Below are 15,274 nucleotides of genomic sequence, written 5' to 3'. Positions count from 1 at the left end.
AATTATACCTTGTTGGCCTCGCATATCGCGTTATAAAAGGGCGCAACGAATTGCGCCCAGTGAAGACAATGCAGATAACTTATTTACCGATAAACTCAGCCAGGTTGGACTGGTCTACGCCCACGTAAGGAACGCGAACGATTTTGTTGTCAATTTTCCAGTTAGTCCCGTCAGCGGCGCCTTTACCGTCGGCCAGGTTTTTCGCCAGATCGAAGGTGGCTTTCGCCTGGTTGTTGGCATCGTTCAGCACGGTACCGGCCATAGCGCCAGATTTCACCAGCGCCAGCGCTTCTGGCAGGGCATCCACACCGAACACAGGAATGGCGGACTTGTTGTGGGCTTTCAGGGCTTCAACGGCACCCATTGCCATCGCATCGTTGTTGGCGATGACCACTTCAATTTTGTTGGCGTTCGGACCAGAGAGCCACGCGTCCATCTTATCTTTCGCCTGAGCGGTGTCCCACATTGCGGTGTCTAACGCCAGCTGCTGGGTTTTCAGGCCCTTGTCGTTCAGCTCTTTAATAACGTAGGTGGTACGTGCTTCAGCATCCGGATGGCCCGGTTCACCTTTCAGCAGAACGAACTGAATCTGACCATCTTTGTTCAGATCCCAGTTCGGGTTCGCCGCCCAGTGTTTCGCAATCAGATCGCCCTGGATAATCCCGGACTCTTTGGAGTCGGTACCCACGTAATACGCTTTGTCGTAGCTGTCCAGCGCCTTACGGGAAGGTTCTTTGTTGAAGAAGACAATTGGCACGTTCTGGCCGCGCGCTTTCTCGATCACCGTGCCTGCCGCCGCCGGGTCAACCAGGTTAATAGCCAGCGCTTTCACGCCTTTTGCCAGAAGAACGTCAATCTGATCGTTCTGTTTGGACTGGTCATTCTGGGAGTCATTCATCAGCAGCTGCACGTCTGGCGCTGATTTAGCATCTTTTTCAATTGCTTTACGCACAACGGACATGAAGTTGTCGTCGTATTTATAGATAGTCACGCCAATACGGGTATCCGCTGCGTGTGCTGCTGCGCCAAAAAGCATGCTTGCCATGACAGCAGACAGAGTCAACACCTTCTTATTCATGGTATCTCCGGTTTTTTTTATGCAGGGTAGTTCTTGTGAAAAACGGTCGGCGGGCAGAAGTTAATAAAACGTTACTGATCGCCGAAGTTCACTTATAAAATGTCCAGCTTCCGTGTTCGGTAACGCTCCAGAAATGCGTTTTATTCGTTGTTTGAGGCATGCTGGTAACGGTAAAAGTGAATAATCACCGTTACATTGTGTTTCAGCCCCTAAAACGCTGACATCATAGACAGCGGCTTGTTAAGATACTGTGAATTTACTCACAGATTGAAAACGGTTACATCACGTGATGTTATCAGTTAGTGATCGGAGCCACAGTTTGTCGGATAGCGACCGAATGGCGGCGTACTAAAGTCGGCATAAAACAATGCGTTGCGTCAGGATCTAACAGCCCTGCCGCCCCCTGTAACGCCAGCTCTGTCGCCAGTTTCGCCATCGACGCAATGGGGTAACGCACCGTTGTCAGCTGCGGATCGGTGTAACGGGCAATCGGGATATCGTCAAAGCCGATCAGCGATAAATGCTGTGGCACCGCAATGCCGTTGTCTTTCAGCGCGGTAAGCGCACCTGCCGCCATGCTGTCGTTATAGGCAAACACGGCCGTCAGCTGAAGATTACGCCCCAGCAGTTCCACCATTGCCGCTTCACCGCCCTGCATGTCCGGCGAACCGGTACCTACCCAGCTTTCCAGCGGCGCAATGCCCTGCTCTTTCAGGGCGTTTTGCCAGCCCTCGCGGCGCATCATGTCGTCTTCAATACCGTGGCTGGAGGCCAGATAACCAATGCGCTGATGGCCGTTGCTGATGAGCATCCGCGTCGCCATCATCGCGCCGCTGATGTTATCCAGACCGACGCAGCGGTGCGCGTAGCCGGGGACGATACGGTTGATCAGCACCATGCCGGGGATCTGCTCCATAAACCCGGCCAGCTCTTCATCGCTCAGGGCTTTAGAGTGCACAATCAGGGCGTTACAGCGCTGGCGGATCAGTACCTCAATGGCATAACGCTCTTTTTCAGCCTCGTGATAGCTGTTGCCAATCAGCACATATTTCTGGTGCTGCTGGGCAACGACGTCCACCGCTTTGACCAGCGCGCCGAAGAAGGCGTCCGACACGTCCATCACCACTACGCCAATGGTATCGCTGACCTGCGTCGCCAGCGCCTGGGCATTAGCGTTTGGCCGGTACCCCAGCTGGGTCACGGCTTTCATTACGGTTTCACGCGTTTCAGGGCTGACCAGCGCACTGTTGTTCAGCACGCGGGAGACAGTAGCAACAGAAACACCCGCCTGGCGGGCGACGTCACGAATGGTGATCATATTCACCACCCTTTAAAGGATTGCAGCAACTCACAGACACCCCCTGTGTTTAGCAAGGTGGCTATTCTGGCAGCGAGAGAGAGGAGACTACGTGAAGAAGCTCACACAGATGAAAACGCTTACATCCGTTTTGTTAATGATTGTGATCCAGATCGTTATCTGGATGTATTACGCAATGACACGCCCGAAGCACGGGCGGTTAACCGTCGCCATGCCCATTCCAGCGGGCCCTGGCGGAAAAAACGCAGCCAGACAACCGAAAACACCACGTTAACAATCCAGACCGGAATAACAAACGCCAGCAGCGTCAGGCGGTCGAATTTCATAAACAGGCCGAATCGGTAGAAAAGCGTGGTGCATATCAGCGTTTGCAGGATGTAATTGCTTAACGCCATCCGTCCAACACAGGCCACCGCACTGACGATCCACAGGCGGGAAAGCTGGGGCCAGAAGCCGTAGATCAGCGCCGCATAGCCAATAGTCTGGAACGGCGCGCTCAGTTCGCGCGGCACCTGCAACAGGAACGCACACCAGCGGTAATCCCACTGAAGATGCCACTGCATCATCACCGCCGGGAGGTTGATGATCACGCCGAGCAGCACCAGCCCTGCTCCCGTACGACGATAGTGTCGCAGGCTAAATTCCCCTTTCAGCCAGCCGGTGCGCATCAGGGCTGCGCCCATCAGCATCATCCCCGCCAGCTGCCAGCCGTATTGCGCGCCCAGCGCCAGCAGATTATCGCCGAGCATATCGGCCCGGTTGCCTATCGCTTCCATGCCGCCTTTCAGCTTCCAGAACTGCTCATATTGCAGGTTGGCCGCATCCGGGATCCATGAACGACTGGTGGAAGCATCGGCAATCATGCCAAGCAGCAATAACACGGCCAGTCCCATGACATAGAGCATCACGCCGGTATTAAACAGGCTTTTCACACCGGGCGCGTCGCGGATCAGCCGCCAGCAAATCAGCCCCACCAGACCATACGCGAGCAGAATATCGCCGTCCCAGAACAGCAGCCCGTGAATAAAACCGAGGATAACCAGCAGCGTTAAACGCGACTGGATCCAGCGCGTACCGCGTTTAAGGAGAAGCTGAAGTCCCGCGCCAAACAGAAGCGCAAAGAGGGTCAGGAATTTAACCTGTGCAAAGAGATCGAGGATTGCCCACGTCCAGGCGTCGCTGCGCGTGATGTCGCCATACCACGCAGGATTCAGATAGGCGGCCTTCGGCAGACCGAAGGCGCTGATATTCAGCAGCAGGATACCGAGAATGGCGACGCCGCGAACAAAATCGAGCGTGACGTTTCGCTCCATGGTCCCTGCCCTGTCTGATTAGTTGTGGTGACGCACGGCGCGCAGGAACTCCTGGCGGGTGTTCTGGCTCGATTTGAACAGGCCGCCCAGCGAAGTGGTGGTGGTTGCGCTGGTTGCATCACGCACGCCGCGCGCTTTCACGCAGTAGTGCACCGCGTCGATAGACACCGCCACGTTGTTAGTACCCAACAGAGTTTGCAGTGCGGTCAGGATCTGCTGCGTCAGACGCTCCTGCACCTGCGGACGCTGGGCAAAGAACTGCACGATGCGGTTGATCTTGGACAGGCCAATGACCGTATCTTTTGGAATATAGGCCACCGTCGCTTTACCATCGATGGTCACAAAGTGATGCTCGCAGGTGCTGGTCAGCGTGATATCGCGTACCGTCACCATCTCATCGACCTTCATCTTATTTTCAATGACGGTGATTTTCGGGAAGTTCGCGTAATCCAGGCCGGAGAAAATTTCGTCGACGTACATCTTCGCGATGCGGTGCGGCGTCTCCATCAGGCTGTCGTCGCTCAGATCGAGATTCAGCAGTTGCATGATCTCCGTCATATGGCCGGCGATCAGACTCTTGCGGGTATCATTGTCCAGCTCCTGCACGGGCGGGCGCAGTGGCGTTTCAAGACCGCGCGCAACCAGCGCTTCATGGACAAGGGCTGCTTCTTTACTGAGTGATGACATTCTTTTCTCCTGCAGGTGTGGCGTCTTTTGCCCTCGTTGTGGCAAAAGTGTGCGCTCATTGTGCGTGAGGCGACGCACATAATCCAGTATTCACGACGATAATTATTGCAATTGCTGTTGCCTTTCAGCCTGACGGTTCCAGACTAACGCTCCGCCAACGAACAGCGCGATCCCCGCCAGCCCCAGCGCAGGTTCCAGCCGATGCGTGAGCCAGGTCGACAGTGCCGACGTGACCGGACCCACCAGCTGACCAATGGCATACCCGGTGGTGAGCAGTCCCGCCATATAACGCGTGTGGTCTGGTGCCAGCTCGCGACCGTACAAAAGAGAGAGCTGCACGGCGCAGAGGAACCCGCCGCCCACCAGCAGCCCACCCGTCAGCAAGCCGCCTATGCCCGGCAGCAGCCAGGCCGCCAGCACGCCAATCCCCTGTAACCACAGAACAATCGCCAGCCTGCGGTTAGCGCTTGATGTATGCCGCAGGGCAATGCTGAGCGCAATTCCCACCACCGAGGCGGCGCCAAATATCGGCCAGACAAACTGGGCAAACAGGCTGCCAGGAAAACGCACCGCCGCCATTTGCGATAAAAAGGTCGCCGGGAGGATATAGCCGAACCCTGCCAGGCTGTAGCTCCAGACCAGACGCTTGAGATCTGCGGTCAGCAGCAGCGGTTCAGGCGCGGTACCGGGCCGATGGAGCTGCCCGGACCGTGGCAGGTGGCGCGCCACCAGCACAATCAGCACCAGCGCCAGTACACCGTAGATTTGCCATGCCGCCCCGGCGGACAAGGATTTCGCCTGAATATAGACCGCCAGCAGGCCGCTCAGGGCGATGCCGGCCCCGGGTCCGGCAAAGACGGCCGCACTGAGTCCCGGTTTGCCCAGCTGCCCCAGCCGCTCGTTGGTCCAGGCGGCAATCAGCACCATCGACCAGCCGCTCATGCAGCCGATCACAAAGCGCAGCAGACCGTGAACAACGGCATTATCTGCCGCCGCGGAGAGCAGCGTTAGCGCCACCGCACCGGTGATGCCAAGCCAGAGACGCGTTTCAACGAAGCGATGGGCGCGCATGGCATCCCATGCCCCCACCAGATAGCCCAGATAGTTCATTGCCGCCACCAGCCCCGCGCTGGTAAGCGTGAGTTGCCCGGCGGCTATCATCAGCGGCACCTGAGGCGTGAAGGCGAAGCGCCCTATCCCCATCGCCACGACCAGAACCACAAATCCGCTGAGCGCGATACGCAGCGCCATGATCGCTCCAATTGTTAAAGAAAAGTAAATTTATGATGCAACATCTCGCCGTCCTGCGAAAGTGAAAGTTGCTCACAGGTCAATGAAAACTCTGTATTATGCGTTTTATGAATCGTCTTACCTTTAAGGAGCCCTGCATGGAACTGCTCGAAGAGCATCGTTGTTTTGAAGGTCGACAGCAGCGCTGGCGGCACGACTCCACCACGCTGAATTGTGCTATGACGTTCAGCATTTTCCTGCCCCCTGCGGACAATCCACCGGTGCTGTACTGGCTTTCAGGCCTGACCTGCAACGACGAAAACTTCACCACCAAAGCGGGTGCCCAGCGTATTGCCGCCGAACTGGGCATTGCGCTGGTGATGCCAGATACCAGCCCGCGTGGCGATGACGTGGCCGACGATGCCGGATACGATTTGGGTAAAGGCGCCGGGTTCTATCTCAACGCCACGGAACAACCGTGGGCGAGCCATTACCGCATGTATGACTACATTCGCGATGAACTGCCTGCCCTGGTGCACTCTCAGTTCGCGGTCAGCGAGCGCTGCGCGATAAGCGGACATTCGATGGGGGGCCACGGGGCGCTGATAATGGCGCTGAAAAATCCGGGGAAATACACCAGCGTGTCCGCATTTGCGCCGATTGTGAACCCAACGCAGGTGCCGTGGGGGCAAAAAGCCTTTACGCACTATCTGGGTGAAGAAGCAGAAAAATGGCAGGAATGGGACAGCTGCGCGTTGATGCTGGCGAGCGATTCGGTGAATGCGATCCCGATGCTTATCGATCAGGGCGATGCGGATCAGTTCCTCGCCGGACAACTACAGCCTGCGGTGCTGGCGGAAGCCGCGCGCCAGAAGGACTGGCCGCTAACGCTGCGCATTCAGCCGGGATACGACCACAGCTATTACTTCATGGCGTCCTTTATTGAGGATCATCTCCGCTTCCATGCGGAGCATCTGTTCAGGTAAGTTCCGCCTTTTGCCCGGTAGCGCCTCCTGCCTACCGGGTCTTCCCCTCCCCCTCTTTACATACTTCTATCCGCTTGAATCCAGCCTGATTTCTGTCGCCGACGCCCAAACACAAATGATTTCAATTATCATTTGTGTTTACAATTCTACATTCTTTTGTACAATTCCAGGCTCTTCTCCATCTCAAAGAGTTCTTACAAGACAAAAACATACAGTTCTCAGGGTTATCCCGATGGAGTTTTATTCATTTTTATACGGAATGTACAAATGACAATACCGCGCATTAAGCTCCTGGCCGTCGCCATTGGCGCTGCCACATGTTCCCCCTTCGTTCACGCAGCCGATCAGGACACCGTTGTCGTCACCGCGACGGGTTTTGAACAAAAGATCCAGAATGCCCCCGCCTCCATCTCTGTGATTTCAAAACAGCAGATTGAAGATAAAGCCTACCGTGATGTTACCGATGCCCTGAGAGACGTCCCGGGCGTTGTTGTCACTGGCGGCGGGAGCAGCAGTGATATCAGTATTCGCGGCATGGCCTCTCAGTACACCCTGTTCCTGGTGAACGGCAAACGCGTCAGTACGCGAAGCACCCGCCCCAACAGCGACAACTCGGGTATTGAACAAGGCTGGCTGCCGCCGCTGGAGTCCATTGAGCGCATCGAGGTCATCCGCGGCCCGATGTCCTCGCTTTACGGCTCCGATGCTATGGGTGGCGTAATTAACGTCATTACCAAAAAAGTCTCGAACACTAAAGCCTGGACCGGTTCGTTGCATGGCGATGCGACCTTCCAGGAAAACAATGATTCCGGCGATATCTTCCAGACCAACGCCTACGCTTCTGGTCCCCTGATCGACGGACTGCTGGGCGCAAAAGTGACGGGGCTGTTGTCACGCCGCGCAGAAGATAAAATCGTGAACGGCTATAACGAGCAGAAAATGCGTAACGGTGGCATTACGCTGAACTTCACGCCGGACGAGAAGAACGATTTCGACCTCGACTTTGCTCGCGAGCTTCAGGACAGAAACAGCACCCCGGGGATGTCGAAAGCGGCTGAAACCTGCCGGGGAACAACCTGTACGCCAAATACCAAAAGCGACTCGCGCTATGAGCACACGACCTACTCCTTAACGCACAGCGGGTATTACGACGACTTCAATACCACCAGCTATATCCAGCAGGAAGAGACCAATAATCCAGGTCGCAAAATGCGCTCCTATAACACCACCTTCAACAACCAGAACCAAATTTTCCTCGGCGATCATACATTGACCCTCGGCGGGCAGTATCGTTATGAGAAACTGCGCGACAAGGGTAATCAGCTGGAAGCTGCTGACGGCCTGAACAAACTGACGCGCTGGAGCTGGGCCCTGTTTGCCGAAGATGAATGGGCAATGACGGAAAGCTTTACGTTGACCGGCGGCCTGCGTATGGACAAAGACCAAAACTACGGTACTAACTGGACGCCGCGCGGTTACGGCGTATGGCACCTGGCCGATCAGTGGACGTTAAAAGGCGGGGTTTCGGCTGGCTATCGTGCGCCGGATCTGCGTCAGTCGTCTGCCAGCTGGGGCCAGGTAACGGGTGGCGGCCGTCTTGACGGTATCATCGTTGGCAACCCGGATCTGAAACCAGAGAAGAGTCTGAGCGAAGAGCTCGCCCTGCTCTGGGATAACAACGATAACCTGAATGCCGGCGTAACGCTGTTTAATACCGACTTCAAGGACAAGATTACGGAAGTTCGCCGCTGTAACAGCAGCGCCGATCCCGCCTGTACGATTGGCGATCACAGCTATGATTTCGTCAGCGATCGCGTCAACGTGGACAAAGCCAACATGCGCGGTGTGGAGTCCTCCTTCGGGTGGAAAATCACGCGCGATGTGAACTGGACTGCAAACTACACCTATACGGAGTCCGAGCAGAAGAGCGGCCAGTTCTCCGGCAAGCCACTGAACAAAATGCCGAAACACATGTTCAACACTACCCTGGACTGGCAGGCGACGCCAGATGTCGGATTCTGGAGCCGTCTGAACCTGCGCGGTAAAACGTCTGAGTACCTGAGCCGCACGTCAATGTCCCAGGGTACGCCGTCCTACACTCAGGTTGATGTCGGTATGCGCTACAACGCCAACAAAAACCTGCTGGTTACTGCCGGTGTGTATAACGTGCTCGATAAGCAGATTGATTACGATACGTATGACACCGTGCTGGATGGCCGTCGCTATACCGTCGGCATGACCTACAGCTTCTGATCTGCCCATAAAAAAGCCCGCTCAACTGAGCGGGCTAAAAAAGAGGAAGTGCGGTTATTGTTTAAATCGTTCCGGGAAATCCATTTCACTGTAGCGAACGAAGCGTGTTCCTTTCGTCAGTTTGTAGCCAAACCAGATGATCAGGAACAGCGGAATGCCAATATAGGTGGCCGTGACGGCGCCCCAGTCAATGGTGTCCGCAAGGAAGGCCTCATAGTTCTGACCCAGGGTAATAATCAGGCACAGAACGAAGGCGAAGATCGGCCCCAGCGGGAAGAACCCTGACCGGTACGGCAGATTATTCAGATCATGCCCCTGCTTGACGTACCCGCGACGGAAACGGTAGTGGCTGATGGCAATGCCCAGCCAGGCAATGAAGCCCGTCATACCAGAGGTGTTAAGCAGCCACAGGTAGACCGTCTGATTGCCGAACATGGAGGTCAGGAAACAGAGACCCGCAATCACCGTGGTCGCATACAGCGCGTTGCGCGGCACGCCACCGCGAGACAGTTTCGAGAAAATACGCGGCGCTTTACCGTCGCAGGCCAGGGTGTAGAGCATGCGGGTGGAGGCGTACATCCCGGAGTTACCCGCAGACAGTACCGCCGTCAGGATCACCGCGTTCATCACCGCCGCGGCAGAGAGCAGACCCGCGTGCTGGAAGACCAGCGTGAACGGGCTGACGCTGATGTCTTTCACATCGTTACGCAGCAGGCTTGGGTCGGTATACGGAATAATCAGGCTGATAATCAGGATCGCGAACACATAGAACAGCAGGATACGCCAGAACACCTGACGCACCGCGCGCGGAATGTTCTTCTCCGGGTTTTCGGATTCACCGGCCGCGATACCAATCAGCTCGGTACCCTGGAAGGAGAAGCCGACAATCATCGCCACGCCAATCATCGCCGAGAAGCCCCCGGCAAACGGCGCATCGCCTATAGTCCAGTTACTCCAGCCCGCCGGTTCAGCCCCTTTGAAAATACCAACGATCATCGCCACACCGACGACGATAAAGATGATGACGGTTGCCACTTTAATCAAAGAGAACCAGTATTCCGCTTCGCCAAAGCCGCGCACGGAGATGTAGTTCAGCAGGAAGATGACCGCCAGGAACAGGGCGCTCCAGATCCAGCCTGGCGTGTCCGGGAACCACCAGGTCATCACCAGCTGTGCGGCGACGAGGTCAACGGCGATGGTCACCGCCCAGTTGTACCAGTAGTTCCAGCCCAGCGCGAAGCCGAAGCCTTCCTCAACGTATTTTTGTCCGTAGGTCGAAAACGAACCAGACACCGGCATGTATGCCGCCAGTTCACCCAGGCTGGTCATCAGGAAGTAGACCATCAGGCCAATCAGGATATAAGAGAATAATGCCCCACCCGGGCCGGCTGCCGAAATTGTTGCGCCAGAGGCAACGAAAAGACCCGTACCGATGGAGCCGCCAATGGCGATCATCGTCAGGTGACGCGCCTTAAGTGCGCGACGTAGCGCGGGCGCTTCTGTGGTTTTAGTTTCTGAAACCATGTGAAAATGCTGTCCATTCAATAAATGAGGCGCGATTGTAGCAGACGATCTGCGTTGCTTCCGGCAGAAATGCTCAGTTATAAGAGAGCTTCATGACTCGGCCAGGATTATAAGTAAAGCATAAAAATGTGGGGTGATAAGCGCACATAGCCCCGGTAAGCGAAGCGCCACCGGGGAACGTTAAATGGCGCAGTAGCGCAGAAAACGCTGGAGCGAGCTGGAAAGGTGTTTCTGACGATGATGGATGCACCACAGCGTGCGCACCAGCTTCGGCAGCGGAACGGGGATCTCAACCAGAGAGCCGGTTTCCAGCTGTTCGGCAATCACCCGTCGGGAAAGACAGCTAATGCCCAGGCCATGACGCACCGCATGCTTAATCGCCTCGGAGTTACCTAACTCCATCCCTAACTGGAACTGCGGCAGATGGGACAGCAGCAGATAATCGACAATCTCACGCGTGCCGGAGCCCTGCTCTCGCAGGATCCACTGCGCCTGCGCCAGACGCTCCAGCGTCACCTCGCCCTGGAGTAAAGAAGAGGCCGGGGAGGCAAACACCACCAGTTCATCCTCCAGCCAGGGTTCCGCAATGATATCCACGTTGTGGCACGGCCCTTCGATAAGCCCGATGTCCACGCGGAAATCGATCACCGCGTTGATCACGTCCTGGCTGTTGCCGACGCTCATTTCCAGCGGCAGGGTCGGAAAATCCCGGCGGTAGCGGGCAATCACTTCCGGCAGGATATAGTTACCGATCGTGCTGCTGGCGTAGACGCGAATAGCGCCGTTGTCCTCGCGGAACAGCTGTTCGATCTCCGTTGCCTGCTCCAGCAAGGCCAGGGCACGCGGGTACAGCAGGCGGCCATGTTCGTTCACCACCAGCCGCTTTCCTACCCTGTCGAAAAGCTGAACGCCCAGTTGCCCTTCAAGATCGGTCAAGGCCGCGCTAACGGCGGACTGCGAGAGCGCCAGCATTTGTGACGCCTGGGTTGTCGAGCCGCTTTTCAGCACCTCGGCAAAAACTTCCAGCTGACGCAATGTAATGTGCATGGTTGCTTACCACTTATAAAGATTGATTATAAATATATAATCAATTTTATTTTTAAGCCAGAGCGCCGTAACCTTTAGCCAGACAAAGGAGAAGGTTATGTCAGAAATCACCTTACAACATCATCGTACAGTGTGGCACTTCGTGCCGGGTCTCGCGCTCAGCGCCGTGGTGACCGGCGTGGCTTTATGGGGCGGGAGTATACCGGCGGTTGCCGGCGCAGGGTTCAGCGCCCTGACGCTGGCCATTCTGCTCGGCATGGTGGTCGGGAACACCGTTTATCCACACATCTGGAAATCCTGCGACGGCGGCGTGCTTTTCGCCAAGCAGCATTTATTACGTCTCGGGATCATCCTTTATGGCTTCCGTCTCACCTTTTCGCAGATTGCGGATGTCGGTGTCAGCGGGATTGCCATTGACGTCCTGACCCTTTCGAGCACCTTTTTACTGGCGTGCTTTATCGGCCAGAAGATCTTTGGGCTGGACAAACAGACCAGCTGGCTGATCGGTGCGGGTAGCAGCATCTGCGGCGCGGCGGCGGTACTGGCAACAGAACCCGTCGTTAAAGCCGAAGCCAGTAAAGTCACGGTTGCCGTCGCGACGGTAGTTATCTTCGGTACGCTGGCGATCTTCCTGTATCCGGCCATGTATCCGCTGGTGGCGCACTGGTTTAGTCCGGAAACCTACGGCATTTATATCGGCTCAACCATGCACGAAGTGGCGCAGGTGGTGGCGGCAGGTCACGCCATTAACCCGGAAGCGGAAAACGCGGCGGTCATCGCCAAAATGCTGCGCGTGATGATGCTGGCCCCGTTCCTGATTTTCCTCGCGGCGCGGGTTAAACAGCTTGCTCCGGCAGGCGGCAGCGAGAAAAGCAAAATCACCATTCCGTGGTTTGCGATCCTGTTCATCGTGGTCGCTGTCTTCAACTCTTTCCACCTGCTGCCAAAAGCGATGGTGGATATGCTGGTGACGCTGGATACGGTCCTGCTGGCGATGGCGATGGCGGCGCTGGGCGTCACCACACACGTCAGCGCGCTGAAAAAAGCCGGCGCGAAACCGCTGCTGATGGCGCTGGTGCTGTTCATCTGGCTAATCGTTGGCGGTGGTGCGATTAACCTTGCGGTACACAGCCTGTTGGCATAAACCATCTCGTCCTTCTCCTGTTAACCCGCTATCATAGGCATTTCGGGTTAACAGGAGTCTTTTTATGAAATATGTTGGAGCGCACGTCAGCGCTGCCGGTGGCCTTGCGAATGCCGCCATTCGCGCCGCCGAAATCGAGGCGACCGCTTTCGCCCTGTTCACCAAAAACCAGCGCCAGTGGCGCGCCGCAGCGCTCACTGCTGAAGTGATTGATGATTTCAAAGCCGCCTGTGAGAAATACCACTATGGGCCTGGCCAAATCCTCCCCCATGACAGCTACCTCATTAACCTCGGTCACCCGGTTGCCGAGGCGCTGGAAAAATCCCGCGAAGCGTTCCTGGATGAGGTTCAGCGCTGTGAACAGCTGGGGCTGACGCTGCTGAACTTCCATCCCGGCAGCCATCTGATGCAGATTGACGAAGACGCCTGTCTGGCGCGCATCGCCGAGTCCATCAACATGACGCTGGATAAAACCCAGGGCGTGACGGCGGTGATTGAGAATACTGCCGGTCAGGGCAGCAACCTCGGCTTTAAGTTTGAGCATCTGGCGGCGATCATCGACGGCGTGGAAGATAAATCCCGCGTGGGGGTGTGCATCGATACCTGTCACGCCTTTGCCGCCGGCTATGACCTGCGCACAACCGAGGCCACGAAAAATACCTTCGAGGAGTTCGAGCGTATTGTCGGTTTTAAATACCTTCGCGGTATGCACTTAAACGATGCGAAAAGCGCGTTCGGCAGCCGCGTTGACCGCCACCACAGCCTGGGCGAAGGCAACATCGGCCATGATGCGTTCCGCTTTATCATGCAGGACGCCCGCTTCGACGGTATTCCGATGGTGCTCGAAACCATTAACCCGGATATCTGGGCGGAAGAGATTGCCTGGCTGAAGGCGCAGCAAACCGCTGAACAGGCGGCATAAAAAAAGCCGGGCTGCTTACGCACCCGGCTTTTTTTGTAGGTCGGGTAAGGCGAAGCCGCCACCCGACACCTCTTTTAGGCTGCTTTTGCGACCACTTCCGCTTCCGGGCGCTTCAGCACCGCGTAAGACAGGCCTGCCACCAGCGTACCGGCAACAATCGCCAGCAGATACCCCAGCACCGGCGTGATGGCGCCAGGGATGAGCAGGACGAACAGACCGCCGTGCGGCGCCATCAGTTTCGCACCTACCGCCATGGAGATAGCCCCCGTCACCGCACCACCCACGATACAGCACGGCAGAACACGCATTGGATCGCGTGCCGCAAACGGGATTGCGCCTTCGGTGATGAAGCACAGGCCCAGCACCAGCGCCGCTTTACCGCCTTCCTGCTGCGCTTTATCGAACTTACGGCGGGCAATAATCGTCGCCAGACCGAGCGCCAGCGGAGGCACCATACCGGCCGCCATGATCGCCGCCATCGGCGCGTAGGTCTGGGTACTCAGCAGGCCAACGCCAAACGCATATGCCGCTTTGTTCACCGGACCACCCATGTCGGTACACATCATACCGCCGAGGATTGCGCCCAGCAGCACCGCGTTCGCCGTCCCCATGGTTTGCAGCCAGTGGGTCAGACCTTCCAGAATGCCCGCGACCGGCTTACCAATCAGGTAAATCATCGCCAGACCGACCACCAGGCTGGAAATCAGCGGGATGATCAGGATAGGTTTCAGCGCCTCCATACTCTGCGGTAGCTTCAGCTTCGAGCTGATCAGCTTCGCCACATAACCGGCGAGGAAACCGGCAATGATACCGCCGATAAAGCCAGAACCGGTGCTCACGGCGAGCATACCGCCGATAAGACCCGGCGTCAGACCCGGACGGTCAGCAATGGAGAAGGCGATAAAGCCCGCCAGCACCGGCACCATCAACGCAAACGCGGAGCCGCCGCCAATCTGCATCAACGCGGCCGCCAGTGTGCCCGGCTCTTTAAACGCCTCGATACCAAAGGCGAAGGAGAGCGCAATACACAGGCCGCCCGCCACCACCATCGGCAGCATGTAGGACACGCCGGTCAGCAGGTGACGATACGCGCCCGCAGACTCTTTTTTCCCTTCGGTCGCAGTTTTAGCCGCACCGGTTGCCTGATACGGTTTGGCTTCCGCCAGCGCCTTATCAAACTCCTGCGCGGTCTTCTTCAGCGCCAGGCCGGTAGAGGTACGGTACATCGGCTTGCCGGCAAACTTCGCCAGATCCACTTCGATATCCGCCGCCACAATCACCAGATCGGCTTCCGCCACCTCTTCCGGCGTGATGGCATTGCCCGCACCAACAGAGCCGCGGGTTTCAACCTTCACCCACCAGCCACGTTTTTTCGCTTCGGTTTCAATGGCTTCAGCCGCCATAAAGGTGTGCGCCACACCTGTCGGGCAGGCCGTTACCGCAACAATGCGTTTCGGCCCAGCGGCGGCAACCGGCGCCGCCTCAACAGGTGCGCTGTAAACCGTCGCATGACCTTTTGCTTCGCTCAGAAACAGTTCAGGGTGTGCCACCGCGCGATTAATATCACCCAGCCACACTTTTTTGCCGTTCAGGGCGCTGTCAGCGGGGATTTTGTCGCCCAGAACAATCGCCATTTCAGCATCACCCGGGTTATCAATGATATCCAGATGCGCTTTTTGTGCCGCCGCGCCCAGCAGGGTCTTCGCCATATAGGCACGAGCCTGTCCGAGACCGGAGTCAATGATCAGCAGCGTTTTCATTATTCCTCTCCT

General features: G+C 56.7%; 12 protein-coding genes. 4 read left to right on the top strand and 8 right to left on the bottom strand.

The features are described from left to right. Window positions 1–79: 79 nt before the first annotated feature. From mglB to IMQ56_RS10930, 5 genes are all read right to left on the bottom strand, one after another. Window positions 80–1,078, bottom strand: coding sequence for a galactose/glucose ABC transporter substrate-binding protein MglB (mglB, locus tag IMQ56_RS10950; RefSeq protein WP_017383382.1), 999 nt, complete (start codon window positions 1,076–1,078; stop codon window positions 80–82). A gap of 295 nt (window positions 1,079–1,373) precedes the next feature. Next, window positions 1,374–2,396, bottom strand: coding sequence for an HTH-type transcriptional regulator GalS (gene galS / locus IMQ56_RS10945; RefSeq protein WP_003859324.1), 1,023 nt, complete (start codon window positions 2,394–2,396; stop codon window positions 1,374–1,376). Window positions 2,397–2,551: 155 nt separating this feature from the next. Beyond that, entirely contained in the window at window positions 2,552–3,709 is a 1,158-nt protein-coding gene (gene yeiB / locus IMQ56_RS10940; protein ID WP_015572318.1) for a DUF418 domain-containing protein YeiB, read from the bottom strand. A gap of 18 nt (window positions 3,710–3,727) precedes the next feature. Beyond that, complete coding sequence (folE, locus tag IMQ56_RS10935; RefSeq protein ID WP_015572317.1) at window positions 3,728–4,396, bottom strand: GTP cyclohydrolase I FolE; 669 nt, start codon at window positions 4,394–4,396, stop codon at window positions 3,728–3,730. Window positions 4,397–4,498: 102 nt separating this feature from the next. Then, on the bottom strand, window positions 4,499–5,647 hold the full coding sequence (locus IMQ56_RS10930) for a YbfB/YjiJ family MFS transporter (protein WP_196063821.1): 1,149 nt from the start codon (window positions 5,645–5,647) through the stop codon (window positions 4,499–4,501). A gap of 137 nt (window positions 5,648–5,784) precedes the next feature. On the opposite strand from IMQ56_RS10930, the gene fghA reads away from it, so the two are divergent. Together fghA and IMQ56_RS10920 are read left to right on the top strand one after the other, a co-directional pair. Continuing rightward, window positions 5,785–6,612, top strand: coding sequence for an S-formylglutathione hydrolase (gene fghA / locus IMQ56_RS10925; RefSeq protein ID WP_033487347.1), 828 nt, complete (start codon window positions 5,785–5,787; stop codon window positions 6,610–6,612). 267 nt (window positions 6,613–6,879) lie between these two features. Then, a complete protein-coding gene (locus IMQ56_RS10920; protein WP_015572315.1) occupies window positions 6,880–8,865 on the top strand; it encodes a ligand-gated channel protein in 1,986 nt (661 codons plus the stop codon). Window positions 8,866–8,919: 54 nt separating this feature from the next. Here the strand turns inward: IMQ56_RS10920 and IMQ56_RS10915 are convergent, their stop codons facing one another. Then, window positions 8,920–10,389, bottom strand: coding sequence for an amino acid permease (locus IMQ56_RS10915; protein WP_006811308.1), 1,470 nt, complete (start codon window positions 10,387–10,389; stop codon window positions 8,920–8,922). Between the two features lie 180 nt (window positions 10,390–10,569). Further along, a complete protein-coding gene (gene yieE, locus IMQ56_RS10910) occupies window positions 10,570–11,436 on the bottom strand; it encodes a DNA-binding transcriptional regulator YeiE (protein ID WP_017383387.1) in 867 nt (288 codons plus the stop codon). 97 nt (window positions 11,437–11,533) lie between these two features. Between yieE and IMQ56_RS10905 the strand changes: the two genes are divergently transcribed. Further along, complete coding sequence (locus tag IMQ56_RS10905; RefSeq protein WP_033487350.1) at window positions 11,534–12,580, top strand: YeiH family protein; 1,047 nt, start codon at window positions 11,534–11,536, stop codon at window positions 12,578–12,580. Between the two features lie 64 nt (window positions 12,581–12,644). Then, complete coding sequence (gene nfo, locus IMQ56_RS10900; protein ID WP_017693043.1) at window positions 12,645–13,502, top strand: deoxyribonuclease IV; 858 nt, start codon at window positions 12,645–12,647, stop codon at window positions 13,500–13,502. Between the two features lie 74 nt (window positions 13,503–13,576). On the opposite strand, the gene fruA is transcribed toward nfo, so the two are convergent. Further along, window positions 13,577–15,262 (bottom strand): PTS fructose transporter subunit IIBC, encoded by a 1,686-nt coding sequence (gene fruA / locus IMQ56_RS10895; protein ID WP_015572312.1) that lies wholly within the window; start codon window positions 15,260–15,262, stop codon window positions 13,577–13,579. Window positions 15,263–15,274 lie beyond the last annotated feature (12 nt).

The organism is Enterobacter sp. Res13-Sevr-PEC09-46 (assembly GCF_015672585.1).
GTDB lineage: Bacteria > Pseudomonadota > Gammaproteobacteria > Enterobacterales > Enterobacteriaceae > Enterobacter > Enterobacter hormaechei_C.
This window is presented reverse-complemented; position numbering and strand designations above follow the sequence as displayed.